This is a genomic window from Planctomycetaceae bacterium, assembly GCA_021371795.1.
Classification (GTDB): Bacteria; Planctomycetota; Phycisphaerae; order Sedimentisphaerales; family UBA12454; genus UBA12454.
Genome location: JAJFVK010000002.1, coordinates 98375 through 113825 on the forward strand (window position 1 = coordinate 98375; position 15451 = coordinate 113825).

Sequence of the window (15451 nt, forward strand, 5' to 3'; positions counted from 1 at the left end):
TGATGGCGGATAAATTCACAAAAATTCGAGAAATGATTAAGACGTTTCCAACTGGGCCGGGCTTGTATTTTATGAAAGATGCGAACGGTACGGTTCTTTACGTCGGCAAAGCGGCCAATCTCCGCTCCCGCGCCGGCAGTTATTTTCAGCCGGCAGCGGACATTGAGTCCACCCGCGGGCCGAAAATCGCCGAAATGCTCAAAAAAGTCGCCGAAGTGGATTTTCTCGAAACACAAAGCGAAGTCGATGCTCTTCTGCAGGAAGCTCGGCTCGTCAAGGACATCCGCCCGCCATACAATTCCGATTTGACCGACGATAAATCATTTCCGTATCTTGAAATTACAATCCGCGATGACTACCCCGGCGTTTACATCACGCGCCAGCCGCGCGAAAAGAGTAAATTGTTCGGCCCATTCGCCGGCGTGGGCGACTTACGAGCCGCAATGGTTGTGCTGCAAAAGATTTTCAAATTCCGAACCTGCGGCCTTGAGATTGACGAATCAGACGACAAGCGAAAATTTTTCAGACCCTGCATATTATATAGTATCAAACAATGCATCGCTCCGTGCGCCGATTATATCAGCAAAAAAGATTACCGAAAAAACATCGCCGATTTGATTAATTTTTTAAATTCAAAACGAACGACAGTCCTGCGCGAACTGAATCAGCAGATGGAAGCTGCCGCAAAGACTATGGATTATGAAGCCGCTGCGATGTATCGCGACAGGATTCGATTGATAGAAAATCTCGACAAGCGAGGCTCACTCGATGAAAATGTTCAGCCGGAGGTTTTCTTTACCGACCCGACCGAATCACTTGAGAAATTGCAAAAACTGCTCGGCAGTGCAAATCATATCCGCATAATCGAGGGTTTCGATATCGCGCACATCGGTGGCTCTGAAACTGTCGGCTCACTTGTACGTTTTATTGATGGCAAACCTTTTAAAGCTGGCTACCGAAGATACAAAATCAAAACCGTCAAAGGTGTTGATGATTATGCGTGTCTGAAGGAAGTTTTATTGCGAAGATTTTTCCACGCCGCCGCAGGCGAAGAGCTTTGGCCTGATTTGGTTTTGATAGATGGCGGAATTGGTCAGCTTCACGCAGCCGAAGATGCGTTTAAGGAATTGAAAGTTATACCGCCGGTTTTGGCTTCGCTTGCGAAAAAGGAAGAGATAATTTTCGTGTCAGGAAAAAACGAACCGTTGAAGCTGCCCGCCAATAATCCGGCAAAAAAACTTTTGCAGTATGTCCGCGACGAATCGCACCGTTTCGCGCAGCATTACCACCATATCCTCCGCCGCAAAAAAATGCTTAACGAATAAACCCAAACACCACATTGTCATTCCCGCGAAAGGCGGTTGGAGCGTTATCGCAAACCCCTTTGGGGGAATCTATACCGTTATATTACTATATCTGTGCATTTCTTTAAACGTACATTATTCCCAAAACGTTTTTTATCTTTACAGTTTTTTAACTGTTTGTAGATTTTTTGCATAATCGCTGATGCTTTTACTTCGCCGTTTTTGCCAAGCGTTTCGTTTGAAGTGTAAATCACAATTTCATCGGCCAGTTTTTCTTTTAAGAAAGATGTTATAACTTTTGCTCCGCCTTCGACAAGCAGTTGCTGAACATTCATTTTGCCGAGTCTGGTCAGAACATCGTTTAAATTTCTGCCGTTGAAAACATAAACAGGCCATTTTTTTGCGGTCTTTATTAAATTACAGTTTTGCGGCAGTTTGGATTCTTTGCCGAGAACTATTCTTAAAGGCTGCCTGCCATTGTCCGGCCTGACTGTAAGCATTGGGTTATCTTCGAGAACGGTATTTATGCCGACAAGCACTGCCTGTACTCGCCTGCGGATTTTTTGAACGTCTTTTCTGCTCACGGCGTTGCTTATCCATCGTTTGCTGTCGTTTCGTGCGAGAAAACCATCTTTGCTCTGTGCCCATTTGACGATTACATAAGGTTTTTTTGTCCTGGCGAATTTGAAAAATGGTGCGTTTAATTCTTTGGCTTGTTTTTCACAAACTCCGCAGACAACTTCAATGCCCGCTTTCTTGAGAATCTTAAAACCTTTGCCTGCGACTTTTTTTGTCGGGTCGCCGACAGCCGCAACGACTTTTTTGATACCTGCTTTGATAACCGCATCTGTGCAGGGCGGCGTTTTCCCAAAATGACAACAGGGTTCAAGCGTTACATACAGTGTCGCACCTTTTGGCGAAACTTTGCAGTTTTTCAATGCGTTGATTTCCGCGTGCGGCCCGCCGAATTTTTCGTGGAATCCAGCGCCGATGATTTTGCCATTTTTGACAATGACAGCACCAACCATCGGATTCGGCTCAACATTGCCCTCACCTTTTTGAGCGAGCAGCAAAGCGATTTTCATGAATTTGATATTTGTCGTCATTATTCTTTACCTATCATCTGAATGAATTCTTTTTCATTGATGATATTTACGCCCAACTCATTTGCTTTATCGAGTTTGCTTCCTGCCTCGGTGCCTGCGAGCACATAACTGGTTTTTTTGCTGACGCTTGAACTAACTTTGCCGCCGTTTTCTTTTATCAATCGCTCGATTTCTGAACGGCCATATTTTTCCAGCGTGCCGGTAACAACAAAAGTTTTGCTTTCGAGTTTATTGCTCTGCTGTGTTTTCTTTTGAATTGTGTTTACGCCTGCCGCGATTAATTTATCAATTATTTTTAAATTTCGGTCGTCGTGGAAATATTCATAAATACTCTTCGCAAGTACCGGCCCAATTTGGTCGATGTTCGTCAATTCTTCTTCGGTTGCATTTTTCAAATTATCAATAGCGCCGAAATGCTGCGCGAGAATTTCAGCGTTCTGCTGACCGACGTGCAGTATCCCCAAAGCGGCTAAAAGTCTTGCCAGTGTTTGCGATTTGCTTTTCTCGATACCGTCCAGAACATTCTCTGCGCTTTTCTGTGCCATCCTGTCTAACGAAAGCATTGTGAAGATATCCAGCTTGTACAAATCTGAAAAATCTTTTACCTGTCCTTTATCGACAAGCTGTTCGATAAGAGCGGGGCCTAAATTTTCAATATCCATTTGGTCTCGGCCTGCGAAGTAGCGAAGTTTTTCTTTCAGTTGAGCAGGGCAGCTTGAACTTACGCATCGAATATAAACGCCGTTATCGTCTTTCTTGACGTTCGCGCCGCAGACCGGACATTCAGTCGGCGGATGAAACGGTTTTGTTTTCGCAGACCTGTGTTCTTTTTTTACCTCGACAACCTGCGGAATAATTTCGCCCGCCTTTTCGACAATGACCGTATCGCCTTGACGAATATCAAGTCTTTCAATTTCATCGAAGTTATGCAGACTTGCGCGTTTGACTGTTGTTCCCGCAAGTTGCACAGGCTCGAAATTCGCCACCGGCGTTAATATGCCCGTCTTGCCGACCTGCACTTCAATCGACAGCACAGTTGTTTTCGCCTGTTCCGGTGCATATTTATACGACATACACCATCGCGGCGCTCTGCCGGTTGTGCCGAGCGTTTCGTGATGGCCGAGCTGGTCAACTTTTATTACTAATCCATCAATTTGATAATCGAGTGTGAATCTTTGCTTTTCAAATTTTTCACAGAACTTTATGACTTCCTCGATGTCTTTTGCTTTTGTAGTATTTTCATTTACCGGAAAACCGAATTCTTTTAATTTCTGTAAACTGTCATAATGTGTTTGGGCGATTGGCTCGTTTGTTTCGCCCAGCGAGTATGCGAAGAACGATAAATTTCTTTTCGCTGTAATTTTTGGGTCAAGTTGTTTGAGCGAACCTGCCGCGGCATTTCGTGGATTGGCAAATAAAGGCTCACCGTTCTTTTCTTTTTCTTCGTTGAGTTTGGCGAATGCTTTTTTCGGCATATAAACTTCGCCGCGAACTTCCAGCACTGCCGGCGGAGTATCGTGAAGTTTGAGCGGGATTGATTTTATGGTTTTGATGTTGTGCGTAACGTCGTCGCCTTTGCTGCCGTCGCCGCGCGTTGCGCCCAGAACTAAAATTCCGTTTTCATATCGAAGACTCATAGCAAGGCCGTCGATTTTCAATTCTACGACGTAACTGTATTTATCTGTTTCGAGTAATTTCGCGACACGCTTGTCGAACGCCCGCAGTTCTTCTTCGCTGTATGTGTTATCGATGCTTAGCATTGGTTTTGCGTGTGTTACCTGTTTAAAGCCGTCGATGGGCTGACCGCCGACGCGCTGCGTTGGCGAATCGGATGTGATTAATTCGAGATGCTGTTGTTCGAGTTTTTTCAGTTCGGCAAAAAGTTTATCATATTCATTGTCGGAGATTTGCGGATTGTTCTCGGAATAATAGAGATAATCGTGCTTTCTGATTTGCTCCCGCAGCGATTCAATTTTTTGTACAATTTCAGATTTCATATTATTAATATCTATTCATAAAAAAACCCGCACCTGATATTCAGATACGGGTTGTTATTGTAAACGTTTATTTTGTGAAAATAAATTAAATTATTTGGTGCTGCCTGCCGGAACCAAGTACAGTTCAACACGTCTGTTCTTTGGATTGCCTTTATTGCCGGCTTCATTAGCTTCAAGCGGTCTGTATTCGCCGTAGCCTTTTACGCCCATACGTTTCGGATTAACGCTGCTTGATTCCATAACTTTCTCAACGGAAATCGCTCTGTGAACTGAAAGATGCCAGTTTGTCGGGTGTGCGCTCATTGTTTCCGACTTCTTAATCGGCATATCATCAGTGTGGCCGATGATTGTAACATCGAAGCCTTCAGCGGCGTGCGAATTGATAATCACGCAGAGTTTTTTCAGCATTTCAACGCCGTTCGGCGCTACAACATCGCTGCCTTTTTCAAACAGCAAATCGCTTTTGAACTTAACCATTCCGGTCGCTTCGTCGAAGGTAACCATATCCGGATTTTCAGCCGCGAATTTTTGCAGCTCGCTTGCCAGTTCAGGCGGAAGTATCGAGCCGCCGAGTTGACCCTGCATCTGTTTAATCAATGCTTCTTTCTGTGCGATGTCAGCTTCGAGCGCCGCGATTTTCTTGTTCAGTGCATCGAGGTCTGTATCCAAACCTGCCTGACAGTCGGCAAGTTGTTTTTCTAATTGTGCCATTTTTAATTTAGCGACGTTGAGCTGACTTTCAAGTTCGTCGATACGAAGCTGCTGATTGCGGTTACGTACTTTTAAATCGTCAACTTCACGCTGATTAACACAGCCGCTGCCTAACAGCGCGAGAGTTAATGAGACTGCTACGAGACATGTGATATTTTTGAGCTGCATTTTTATTGTCCTTTCCTGACAAAACCGTTCACTGATTTAGTGAACTTAATCCGTTATTAGTACTGATAATACTGTTACAGTGCAAAATCCTATCACAAGCAAAAATGAAATGCCAATAAAATTTGCTGAAAAAATTGCTGACAACCCGGCATACAGCCGATTCGAGGTGTCTATATATCCGCAGACAAAGGCCTTAAAATCAAACGTTACATTTCTAACAAAGAACGTCAGCTATGTTATTTTTTAGCTTTCTTTTCTTTTGGCGGTTTTGGAGCCTTTGGTGCTTTCGGAGCTTTCGGTGCCTTTGGAGCTTTTGGCTTCTTAGGTGCGCCGGAAACAGATGCCACCAGAACGCCGATAATCGTAGCGCCTGCCAGACCTGCCGCAACATACCATATTATAGGACCAACTGCCGATACTACAGGCAGATTTACAGGTTTAAAACCTGCGATAACTACAATTGCGCTATACACTAACACGATGAACGGAATGAAGAGTAACGCTCCGAACACATTGCTTGTCGTGTCAGCCGGTGCTTCATAAGCTATTGCTGCTCCGACAGGTACAGCCGATGGCTGCTGTGGAATATCATCTGGAACATCAACGATATCCTGCTCTTGCGGAGAAGCCTGGAACATTTTGTCATCTTCGGCTGCCGGTGCTTCTTCCATCATTGACGGCAATGGAGGAGTCTGATCGATGCCTCCCGCCTGTGCTCCTGCGTTTTCAGGATAAATATCGTCGAGCACTGCGCCAAGCGAAGTATCGTCTGCCTGCAGAGAAAGGTCTAACAATCCCGAACCGCTGCCTGCGCCTTCGAGGTTGATATCTTCGTCGAGTCTTGCGATACTGCCGTCGTCGAACGAGCCTTTCTGGTCGAGCGGTTTCGGCTGCTTGTCAAAAACTTTTGTATCGCCGCTGGCATCGTCTGAAATTTTGTAGCCTGTATCAGAATCGCTCAATACATTGATTGTTTCGCCGCCGGCTGCGATTTTCGTATCGCCGCTGGATGTATCCGGCCCCTGTGAACCGTCTAAAGAGATGCCGCTGCCTGTTGCGCTTGAAGGGCCTGCCGTTTCTGCCGGTGAAAGCAGTACTTCACTGCCGCTGCTCTTTGTGCCCGCAAGCGGCGTTTCGTCGAGTTTTTCATCGCCGAGCAGTTCGCCGGTTTCGTCGAGTTGGAAATTTGTTTCAAGTTTTTTATCGCCTGTTCCCATCAGAACGTCGAGTTCTTCGGGAGCCAGCGAGACTTCGCCGGATTCATCAATGGAAATTTCTAAAGAATCGTGCAAGTTTACCGGGCCGCCTTTGCTGGAAGATGCAATCGCGTCAACGTCCTCGATTTTGTAGAAAGGTTTGTTGCCGTCGCGAAATTCACGAAGCTTGCCTTCTTTGACAAGGTTTGTAATCTCTTCTTTGCTCTTAGCGAGCTTTTCAACAGCCTGGTCTAATGTGTAGAATTTTCCAGCCATGAGAATTTCCTATTATTTTATAAGTTAAATTATTGCTTTGCCGTTAGTTATAATTAGCTACCCATTTTAACACATTATAACTTTGAATGCAAGCAGTTCAAGTTTTTTAATAAACTATTGCTAATACACTATTTCGACTTGAATATATCGAACTTTACGAGCCCGAACTTTTGCAAAATATATTGCAGCATTGTATAAAGTGTTAGCATGCCATATCTTATGCTCCGCGGCAGATTTATGCTGGACGCCTCCTGAAAATATCGGCAGGGCACGGGAGCGTCGGAAATTTTAAAGTTAAAATATGCAGACTGGGCAAGAAATTGTGAATCGAAAACGAAATCGTCTGAATTTCGTTCGTAAGGAATCTTCTCGAGAACCGCTCGTTTGTAAATCCTGAACCCGCTGTGAAAATCGCCGAGATTCTGGCCGAGAATCAGGTTTTCCGTAATAGTTAACATTCTATTGCACAGGTACTTATATAACGGCATACCCGATTCGAGCGTTTCTTTTCGTGTTCGGATTCTGCTGCCGAGCATTACATCCGCAACGCCGGTGGTCAGATAGCCAACGAAAAACGGAATCAATCGGCCATCATACTGATAGTCAGGATGCAGCATTACAATAATGTCCGCGCCGCGCTCCAGAGCGGCTTTGTAGCAGGTCTTCTGGTTTCCGCCGTAACCTGTGTTCTTTTCGTGTTTTATGACCGTAAGGCCGAGCTTTTGGGCCAGCTCGACGGTGTTGTCTTTACTGCAATCGTCAACGAGGATTATATCCTTGCGGAACTCCGGCGGAATGTCGTTGAGCGTCGCTTCGAGAGTCGCGGCCGCGTTGTAGGCGGGCATTACGATTACAGTCTTTAAATTTTCGTAACTTATTTTTAACAAGTGAGTTGCAACCTTTATTTGTTATTTAACAGCTACGACTTCCTTGACTTCGGGAACTCTCTGCTTGAGCAGCCGTTCAACGCCCATTTTCAGAGTCATAGCCGCACCCGGACAGCCTTTGCAGGCGCCCTGAAGGCGGACTTTTACGGTATTGTCTTCGGTAAGTTCGACGAATTCGATATCGCCGCCGTCGTTTTGAAGCATCGGCCTGATACCGTCGATTACTTCTATCACCTGGTCTTTTATGGACTTACCGCCGTGGCATCCGCAATTTTCACACATATTTTAAGCTCCGTTAATAAATTACATAAGGCAGGGATTATAACAATTGTTGGGGAAAAATAAAAATCAAATATCCGCTTTTGCGGACAATTCTTATAGCAGGGGATAGAACGTAGAACACAGAACTTAGAACATAGAATAGTGAAAAATCCGAAATCCTAAACTCTAAATCCTCTGTAAAAATGCGCACGGGAATTCCTGCACAAATCTTGCATACTGGCGCGTTATTTCAGCAAAAAATCGTTCAAAACACGTCAAAAACACATTGACTTGCGCACATTTAAACGAAAAAACACCTGACTTGCACATATTTACACGCAAAAACAGTCAAAAACAGCAAATTCCTCTGCTTTTTGACAATTTTCGTCCCCCTAAAGGGGATTTTCGCTTCGCTTCAACAACTTAAATGCAACTGAATGAAAGTAAAATGAAGTGGAATGCACTGGAAACAACTGGAAATCAACTGGAATGCACAGAAAAAACAAAAAATGACAACAGATTTTTTTAACTGCGAATTACGCAGATTTCATTGAGTGTATTTCACCACCGAAGGCACAAAGAAAGTTTTAAATTTTTAATGCTTAATTTTTAATTGTGGAATGCTACGCGGAAATTTGATTTGATAGGAAATGCACCGGACACCTTTAATTCTTGGACACCTTTAATTCTTGCCTTTAGTTCTTGTTATTTTTCAAATAGAAATGAAAAGTGCTTACTTTTGGAAAACAGTGTGATATAATCCAGACTCGGGATACAGAATAAAAGGAGTTAGAAGGAAATATTAATTTTATGGATATTTTGGATGACATTGGACATATGGCACAGTCAGCAGCCTGTAAATTGCATGTAAAAAGTGCGCTTAATCCTATGTTATGGCTTAGTGCAATAACAGTACCTTTACTTCTTACTTTTGCATATTGTTTTCGTGACATTAAGCAAATAATGTTCTTACTCGTTATTATGGCATTGGTACCTGTTGGATTTACTTGCTTAGGCTTTGTTTACTTCGCACTTTTCAAACCCGAGAAACTTCAATCCGAAGATTATCAAATCCGACACGAATCTTTACAAATTATTCAGCAAAAGAGTGGGCAAAAAATATTTCCATCTGCAACGATTGAGGCTATAGCCAATCCTGATAGACCTAGGCTGATAAGTGGGGTAGATAATGCTTAAACCATATCTTCTCATTTTTGACGCCAACTATGGCAGTAGACAAGATATACTCGATTATCTAGATACATGTCCAGATGTAAAACATTGGTTTGCATTTATGCCCATGGGAATAATCATAATTTCAGACAAAACTGCAAACGAGTTATGTAAACTTTTCCAAAATAAATATCCTAATCGACTTCATCTGATTACAGAAATCACAAAGGGCAATAATGATGGGTGGTTACATAAAAAGGTCTGGGACTTTATTAATGCCCCCCAATCATCTGGACGTTGGTCGTAGTTCTTTAATTGCGGGAAAAATAGAACTTCCAACATCGAACTTTGAACATCCAACTTCCAATGTGGAATTTGATTTTCTTATGTCGTTGATTTCGGCAGCAAAAAAGTTACCGGCAAAAATCGGCAGTTCCTAATTATTCCTTACTCTTAGACTGTAATAAACATCATATACATTGCCTAATAAAGCTTTATTTTTTAGAATTGGCTGTCGTGAGAGTATTTCATAGTTATTCGGATCATATCCGTTATCAGACAACAATTGTTCAAGCATTTCCATTCGATAAGCTTCCCCATTTTCGTCTAAAGTATGTATAGAATCTGCGAACGCTCTATATTTAAAACAATCATATCCTTCCACACATTTCTCAACAGGTTCTAGATTGGTGCACATTTTATCCATATTTGCACATCCCGTACAAATCCATAAAATTAAAAACACAAAGAACGTTATTGAATAATTTTCTTTTAATCTCATAAAATTATTATATTTCCCTTTTCGTTATTCTCAATGAGAAAAATCCTTTATATTTAGTATTTGGCATATGGTATTTTGTATTTAGGTTAAAATTCAAAAAACAAATTCCACAATCTAAGTTCTATGTTCTCGATTCTATGTTCTGGTATTTCATCTTGTCAAAACATGCTTTTTATACTATACTTTGCAAACTTTTTAACTCATTAATTAGACTAAAGATATGAATGTTTTTGAAATACTGAAAAAAGACCCGAACTGCAATGCGCGGACGGGTATCCTAAATACCGGGCACGGCAAAATCAAAACGCCGGTGTTTATGCCGGTCGGCACTCGCGCGACTGTCAAAGGCCTTCTGCCCGCACAACTCTCTGACGCAGGTTCGCAAATCATCCTCGGAAATACATTTCACCTGATGCTCCGGCCGGGCACCGAAATCATCGAAAAAATCGGCGGCCTGCACAAGTTTATGGCGTGGGACAAACCAATCCTCACCGACAGCGGCGGCTTTCAGGTTTTTTCGCTTAGCGAAATAAATAAAATCGACGACAACGGTACGGAGTTCGCCAGTCCTTACGACGGTGCGAAAATCAAACTCGACGCAATCAGCGCAACCACGATTCAAAACAAACTCGGCGCCGATATTATAATGTGTTTCGACCAGTGTCCGGCTCACGATGCACCTGAAAAGGAGCAGTTAAAAGCCGTCGAACGCACAATTCGCTGGGCGGGCTTATGCAAAAAACATCATCAAAATGATAAACAGCTTCTTTTCGGGATCGTGCAGGGGCAAACAGACCTAAATCTCCGCAAATCCTGCGCAGATGAATTAATAAAGCTGGATTTCCCCGGCTATGCGCTCGGCGGGTTGAGCGTTGGCGAAGGCACGGAGCAAATGTTGAAAACCGTGCGTTTTGCAGCACCGCTTCTGCCGGAACATAAGCCTCGATACCTGATGGGCGTCGGTACGCCTGCGGATTTGATTCAATGTGTCGAGGCGGGCATTGATATGTTCGACTGCGTAATGCCGACACGAAATGGCCGAAATGCGTTGGCTTTCACATCCGAAGGTCCGATAAGGCTGCGAAATTCGATGTTTATTGACGACCCTGCACCCATAGATTCGCAATGCGGCTGTTATTGCTGTCGAAATTTCACTCGTTCTGCCATCCGGCACTACTTTAATGTTGGTGAAATGCTCGGGCCGATACTACTTTCGCTGCATAATATCGTTTTTTATCATAATTTGATGGACAAAATACGCGAAAACGTGGAAAATGACACGTTTCCAAAATGGGCGGCATCGGCTTTGCAAAGTCCTGCCTATGCCCGCAGTAGTCAGGCGACTGACGATAAGAATAATTAAAATGAAACAAGAGAAAGGAATAGTATGAACATGTACTGGATTTTAGCAGAAAGTAATACCCCCGCGAAGGATGTCGTTAAAGCAGACGATATCAACGCACAGCAGCAGACCGCAACCACAACAAAAACGACCGCCGATGCAAACGGCGTTGCGGCACCTGTGAAGAAACCGCAGCCTGCGTATCAAACATTTATTTTCCTTGGTCTGATGGTTGTGCTTCTTTATTTTATGATGTTCAGAGGCCCGAAAAAACGCCAGCAGCAGCAGGACCAGATGGTCAAGGCTCTGAAGAAGAACGACAGAGTTCAGACTATCGGCGGAATTCTCGGCACGATTTTAGATGTCAGCGATACAGAAGTTACGCTGAAAATCGATGAATCAAATAATACCAAAATCAAAGTAGTACCGTCAGCGATTAGCAAGGTACTTGGCTAATATATTGATTTGATAATTTTTTTTCAGGGAACCATTCGTATGGATAAAAATGTTGTTCGTTTCGGATTTTTGGCGGTACTAATTCTTACGATTTTTGCGGCAGTGAATCTTTGGCCGCCAGATGAAAAACTCAAACCCGGTCTTGATTTGGCCGGCGGTACGAGTCTTATTTATGAAATCGATACGACCGGTCTGGCCGGCTCGGAAACCGATAATCTGGCACAGAAACTGGCTCCGATTCTGATGAAAAGAATTGACCCGGGCAACGTGCAGAACATCATTATGCGTCCGCAGGGCGATACGAGAATTGAAATCCAGGTTCCCCTTGCAAGCGCCGATACGCACAGAAGACGCGAAGCTTATGATACGGCTCTTGCGGATATTATGCAGGGCAATATAAACCTTGCGGTTATCAAACGCGCTTTGACAAAAGACGCTGCTGAAAGAGAAACACTCTTCGCACAGTATGCCGGCGACAGCAACGACAGAAAGACGATTCTTGAAAGTCTTGCGACGAGCCATGATGCGAAAAGGGCAGCACAGGAAAAACGCGACGCATTCGTCAAACAGCTTAATGACATTTCTGAAAATCTCACCAAGTCGGGCGTAGCAGTAGATACGCTGGCTTCACTTGCTTCGCAGGATGCCAATGCACAGCAGACGAGCATTGACGGTCTGGTCGCCAATATTTCCTCTGACAAGGCCAAGAAGGCACGCGGACAAATCGAACAATATATAAATATTCAAAAGCAGTGGGCACAGGTTGTTAATCTTTTGACGGCGCCTGAAACCGGATTGAACGCGGTTTACAGAGCGGCTGAAACCAACTTGAGCAATTTCAATCTGAATACCGAAACGCTTACGGCTGTGCTTGATATGCCGGAGAGATCTTCAAAGCGTGCGGAGATGATTTCGCAGTTCAAGAGCAGATTTCCGGCAAGAGTAGAAAAAATCGATGCGCTGGTATCTGCGTTTACCAATTATCGTTCGGTACGCGGAAGAATCGACGGCCCGGATGACGTTAAGAGAATGCTCAAAGGTGCCGGCGTTTTGGAATTCCGCATTCTGCCGAAAGACGGCGACGGCAGAACAAACAAAGATGAATTGAACTCTTATGTTGAGGCGCTCAAGACGAAAGGCTCGAAACTCGCGTCGGACAGCAAATATGTATGGATTGAAATAGAAAATCCAAAAGACGGCACATGGCAGGGCGGCGGGCTGGTTATCGGCACATTCGGCGAAAAAGCTTATGTGTTGACAAGCAATCAGAAAAACGAATGTATGCTCAAGCATACCGGCACAAAGCCGTGGAAGCTGACGCGTTCGCGACCGACAATCGACCAGATGGGCAAACGCGCGATAGACTTCTCATTTGACGAAGTCGGCGGTTCAATTTTCTACAACATTACGCACAACAATCTGCAAAGACCTCTTTGCATTATTCTTGATAATATGGCACTTTCCGCACCGAACATCCGCAGTGAGATTCGCAACAACGGTATTATCGAAGGCAATTATTCTCAAACCGAGCAGATGGATATGGTTGATAAGCTCAACGCAGGTTCGCTGCCGGCAAGACTTATCGAGCCCCCGATATCTGAAAAGACAATCGGTCCGAGCATCGGTGCTGATAACCGCGACGCCGGCATCAAATCCGGCTTAATCGGTCTCGGCGTGGTTATGGTATTTATGATTGTTTATTATACGGTCGCCGGCTGTGTGGCGGGCGTGGCACTGGCACTGAATATTCTGTTCCTGCTGGCGATAATGGCATTGAGCAAAGCGACATTCACATTGTCTGGCATCGCGGGCGTTGTTTTGACTATCGGTATGGCAGTTGACGCTAACGTGCTTATTTATGAGCGCATACGTGAAGAAAAGAATAAGGGCGCTTCGCTGCGGTTGTCCATTACCAACGGTTACAAAAGAGCATTCTCGGTAATTTTCGACTCGAACGTTACATCTATTCTTACAGCGATGATTCTGTATTTGGTGGCTTCGGAGGAAATTAAAGGATTCGCCATCACATTGATACTCGGTCTTGTGTCGAGTATGTTTACTTCGCTGTTTGTTACAAGAATCATATTCCAGTGGCTGCTCAATGTCGGCATTATTCGCGACCACATGGTAATGCTTCAGATTATTAAAAGTCCGAAGATTAACTGGATGAAACTGCGGCCGGCGATGTTGACAGTTTCGGCGATACTTGTTATCGGCGGTCTTTTCATGTTCTTCACCCGCGACGATTCGAAGAACAACAAATACGATATCGAATTCACCGGCGGTACAAGTGTGCAGATTGATTTGAAGCCGGAGTTCGCGATGGACAGAGCCGGCGTCGAACAGGCCATCCGTCTGGAAGGTGAAAAGATTGGCAACTCCGCGATTGCCGCTGCGAAGGTTTACAGCATTGTCGGTCAGCAGACAACATTGCAGTATGAAATTACAACAACGGAAACAAACAAGGCATCTGTAACGATTACATTCAAAGACAGTTCAAACACGATTACATCGATTACGGAGGCTGTAAAAGCGACACAGAAAAAGATGCGAGGTCTTATGACCAACCTGGTTGTCAAAGCAACAGACGACCCGGCCAAATTTGTTCTGACGACATCGCAAACAAATAAACAAATAATCAATAACATTCTTAGCAAAGCCTTCGGCGATAAGGTTGAAATTTCGACGCCTGAATTAGCCGAGACAGTTACATCAGCGGTTATCGACGCCTTCCATGGCAAACTTCAACTGCTCGAAAATCTTAACCCGACTATCGTTTCGACCGAAAGCATTACAAACGACGTTGTAGATAAGATTCCTGAACTGGGCGATTATCTTGACGGCATTAAAATCGAATTCAAGGTTGACAGACCTGTAACGCTGGATGAAATGAACAACAGATTCACAAGCCTGCGCGACAAACCCGATATGAAAGATATTGCGTGGTTTAAATACCAGATAACAGGGCCGGACTTCGCCGCTGATTCGAATAAACCTATGACCGATTTCGTCTATGTCAGTGTTCCGCAGGATGCGGGTTACAGGCAGTTGGCTGAAGGCGAATGGGCGAGCTTTGCCGCAAATGAAAAGACAAAAGTAACAGCGGCCGCAGAACTGAAAACTTCTTTGTCGAGAGTTACGCAGTTCGCTCCGTCTATCGGAAGTGAGTCGAGAACAAGAGCGGTTATGGCGATTGTGCTTTCGCTGATTGCGATGATGGCTTACCTGTGGATACGGTTCGGCGATTTGCGTTACGGCCTTGGCGCGATTGTTTCTCTTGCACACGACGTTTGCATCGCTCTTGGCTTTATTATGTTCTCGGCATTTTTGTCAACAACGTTTATTGGTCAGAAACTTTTGGTAGCTGACTTTAAAATCGACCTTGCCATCGTTGCGGCGTTGCTGACCCTCGTCGGTTACAGCGTAAATGATACTATCGTTGTGTTCGACCGTATTCGTGAGAACAAGGGCAAACTTTCCATACTGACGGATGAGCTGATTAACGACAGTATTAACCAGACACTCTCAAGAACGATTTTGACATCGTTCACTACATTCCTCGTTGTCATCATTATGTACATCTTTGGCGGTTCCGGATTCAGGGGCTTCAACTATGTTATGACAATTGGTATTGTAGTCGGTACATATTCGTCTATTGCGATTGCTGCTCCGCTGCTGGTATTAGGACACAAAGTGGCAAAGGCCAAACGGCATAATTAATAACGCGTTAAACTTTGCCAATTTGCGATGTTCGAACGCAGTTTATGGCTGTTGGTATTAAGCCTTAAAGCAA

Annotated in this window: 14 protein-coding genes; 7 read left to right on the forward strand and 7 right to left on the reverse strand. The window is 44.2% G+C overall.

The window, feature by feature from the left end:
• Positions 1-2: 2 nt before the first annotated feature.
• On the forward strand, positions 3-1325 hold the full coding sequence (locus LLF92_00865; GenBank protein ID MCE5339663.1) for an excinuclease ABC subunit UvrC: 1323 nt from the start codon (positions 3-5) through the stop codon (positions 1323-1325).
• Positions 1326-1402: 77 nt separating this feature from the next.
• Here the strand turns inward: LLF92_00865 and ribD are convergent, their stop codons facing one another.
• The 3 genes from ribD to LLF92_00880 all read right to left on the reverse strand — a co-directional run bounded on the left by ribD (position 1403) and on the right by LLF92_00880 (position 5286).
• Positions 1403-2410, reverse strand: coding sequence for a bifunctional diaminohydroxyphosphoribosylaminopyrimidine deaminase/5-amino-6-(5-phosphoribosylamino)uracil reductase RibD (gene ribD / locus LLF92_00870; GenBank protein MCE5339664.1), 1008 nt, complete (start codon positions 2408-2410; stop codon positions 1403-1405).
• Entirely contained in the window at positions 2410-4407 is a 1998-nt protein-coding gene (gene ligA / locus LLF92_00875) for an NAD-dependent DNA ligase LigA (protein MCE5339665.1), read from the reverse strand. The genes ribD and ligA overlap by 1 nt, the downstream gene beginning before the upstream one ends.
• Before the next feature lie 90 nt (positions 4408-4497).
• Positions 4498-5286: an OmpA family protein gene (locus LLF92_00880; protein ID MCE5339666.1), complete on the reverse strand. Its 789-nt coding sequence runs from the start codon at positions 5284-5286 to the stop codon at positions 4498-4500.
• A 109-nt stretch (positions 5287-5395) separates the two neighbouring features.
• Between LLF92_00880 and LLF92_00885 the strand changes: the two genes are divergently transcribed.
• Complete coding sequence (locus tag LLF92_00885; GenBank protein ID MCE5339667.1) at positions 5396-5533, forward strand: hypothetical protein; 138 nt, start codon at positions 5396-5398, stop codon at positions 5531-5533.
• Here LLF92_00885 and LLF92_00890 read toward each other — a convergent pair.
• The 3 genes from LLF92_00890 to LLF92_00900 all read right to left on the reverse strand — a co-directional run bounded on the left by LLF92_00890 (position 5523) and on the right by LLF92_00900 (position 7927).
• Positions 5523-6758, reverse strand: coding sequence for a helix-turn-helix domain-containing protein (locus LLF92_00890; GenBank protein ID MCE5339668.1), 1236 nt, complete (start codon positions 6756-6758; stop codon positions 5523-5525). The two genes, LLF92_00885 and LLF92_00890, sit on opposite strands and share 11 nt — an antisense overlap.
• A gap of 128 nt (positions 6759-6886) precedes the next feature.
• Positions 6887-7645 carry a glycosyltransferase family 2 protein gene (locus LLF92_00895; GenBank protein ID MCE5339669.1) on the reverse strand — a complete coding sequence of 253 codons (759 nt, stop codon included), beginning with the start codon at positions 7643-7645 and terminating at the stop codon, positions 6887-6889.
• 21 nt (positions 7646-7666) lie between these two features.
• Positions 7667-7927 (reverse strand): NifU family protein, encoded by a 261-nt coding sequence (locus tag LLF92_00900; GenBank protein MCE5339670.1) that lies wholly within the window; start codon positions 7925-7927, stop codon positions 7667-7669.
• A gap of 789 nt (positions 7928-8716) precedes the next feature.
• Between LLF92_00900 and LLF92_00905 the strand changes: the two genes are divergently transcribed.
• Together LLF92_00905 and LLF92_00910 are read left to right on the forward strand one after the other, a co-directional pair.
• Positions 8717-9103 (forward strand): hypothetical protein, encoded by a 387-nt coding sequence (locus tag LLF92_00905; GenBank protein MCE5339671.1) that lies wholly within the window; start codon positions 8717-8719, stop codon positions 9101-9103.
• 212 nt (positions 9104-9315) lie between these two features.
• On the forward strand, positions 9316-9519 hold the full coding sequence (locus LLF92_00910) for a hypothetical protein (GenBank protein MCE5339672.1): 204 nt from the start codon (positions 9316-9318) through the stop codon (positions 9517-9519).
• On the opposite strand, the gene LLF92_00915 is transcribed toward LLF92_00910, so the two are convergent.
• Entirely contained in the window at positions 9516-9860 is a 345-nt protein-coding gene (locus tag LLF92_00915) for a hypothetical protein (GenBank protein MCE5339673.1), read from the reverse strand. The genes LLF92_00910 and LLF92_00915 overlap by 4 nt on opposite strands.
• 220 nt (positions 9861-10080) lie before the next feature.
• Between LLF92_00915 and tgt the strand changes: the two genes are divergently transcribed.
• The 3 genes from tgt to secD are packed head-to-tail and all read left to right on the forward strand — an operon-like array spanning position 10081 to position 15378.
• A complete protein-coding gene (gene tgt, locus LLF92_00920; GenBank protein ID MCE5339674.1) occupies positions 10081-11223 on the forward strand; it encodes a tRNA guanosine(34) transglycosylase Tgt in 1143 nt (380 codons plus the stop codon).
• Between the two features lie 24 nt (positions 11224-11247).
• A complete protein-coding gene (gene yajC / locus LLF92_00925; GenBank protein MCE5339675.1) occupies positions 11248-11658 on the forward strand; it encodes a preprotein translocase subunit YajC in 411 nt (136 codons plus the stop codon).
• A gap of 39 nt (positions 11659-11697) precedes the next feature.
• Positions 11698-15378: a protein translocase subunit SecD gene (secD, locus tag LLF92_00930; GenBank protein MCE5339676.1), complete on the forward strand. Its 3681-nt coding sequence runs from the start codon at positions 11698-11700 to the stop codon at positions 15376-15378.
• The last annotated feature ends 73 nt before the right edge of the window (positions 15379-15451 follow it).